2 protein-coding genes are annotated in these 1,065 nt (G+C 71.6%); both read left to right on the top strand.

The annotated features are described in order from the left end of the window. Positions 1-357: 357 nt before the first annotated feature. Positions 358-786 carry a CBS domain-containing protein gene (locus DQW85_RS22365; protein WP_113702150.1) on the top strand — a complete coding sequence of 143 codons (429 nt, stop codon included), beginning with the start codon at positions 358-360 and terminating at the stop codon, positions 784-786. 21 nt (positions 787-807) lie between these two features. After that, a partial coding sequence (locus tag DQW85_RS22360; protein WP_205315319.1) for a hypothetical protein occupies positions 808-1,065 on the top strand: 258 nt, incomplete at its 3' end.

Raw genomic sequence — 1,065 nt, 5'->3', positions numbered from 1 at the left:
GGCGCGGCGCTTGGCCGCCCACGGCGCGACCGGCAGCGCCGACACGCCGGCGCGCCGCGTGTCGGCCCAGCCCGTCCGCATGAACGCGGCCAGCTCGTCGGTGATGGGCAGGTCGTGGCTTCCGGTGTTGAGCCGCTCGGTCATCGTGGCGCGTCCTGGTGGCTGAGTCGGCGCGCCCCTCACGTGGAGCGCGGGGGGTCGCTCGCTCGTACGGGGCGCCGCACGAGGCGGTCGGTACGGCAAGCAGCCTACGCCGGACGCTTGACGCCCTCCCCACCCGGTTGCTTGCCTGTAAGGCACCGAGTGGAGCGCATGGCCGAGACGCGCCGCGGGTAACTGAGAGCCGAGGTGGTGCAGATGCTCATCGGGACGATTCTCCGTAAAAAGGGCAGTGAAGTGACGACCGTGTCGCCCGAGGCGACGGTGCGAGAGCTGCTGGCCAAGCTGGCCCAGCACAACATCGGGGCCGTCGTCGTCTCCTCCGACGGCGCGACGATCACCGGTATCGTGTCCGAGCGCGACGTGGTGCGTCACCTCCACGACCACGGCGCCGAGGTGCTCGACCAGCCCGTGTCCACGATCATGACGCCCGACGTCCGGACCGTCGGCCTGGGCGACCGCGTCGACGAGCTGCGCAAGATCATGACCACCCACCGGGTGCGCCACATGCCCGTGGTGGAGGAAGGCCGGCTGGTGGGCATCGTGAGCATCGGCGACGTGGTCAAGAGCGCCATCGAGGAGCTGGAGACGGAGAAGGCGTCGCTGGTCGACTACCTGCACCGTTGACAGGGGTGGGACGCTGGTCGCGTGATGTACGGACCTCCACCCGAATATCCTCGGGCGACCCGCAGTCCGACGATCATCCTGCTCGTCTCCGGGCTGGCGGGGGTGCTGGGGTTCCTGCTGGGGTTCGTGACGGGCTACGGCTCGGGTGAGCCGGCCGCCGCGCCCGCGCCCGCGCCCCGCGTCACGGTGACGGTCGACGAGCCGGCCGAGCCGGACCCGTCCCGGACGGCCGGTTCCCCCACCGGCACGGCACCGGCCACCAACGGCCCCGCCACTGCC

Source organism: Nonomuraea lactucae (genome assembly GCF_003313395.1).
Taxonomy (GTDB): Bacteria; Actinomycetota; Actinomycetes; order Streptosporangiales; family Streptosporangiaceae; genus Nonomuraea; species Nonomuraea lactucae.
Note: the sequence above shows the minus strand (reverse complement) of the source record. Positions and strands in the feature narration are given on the sequence as shown.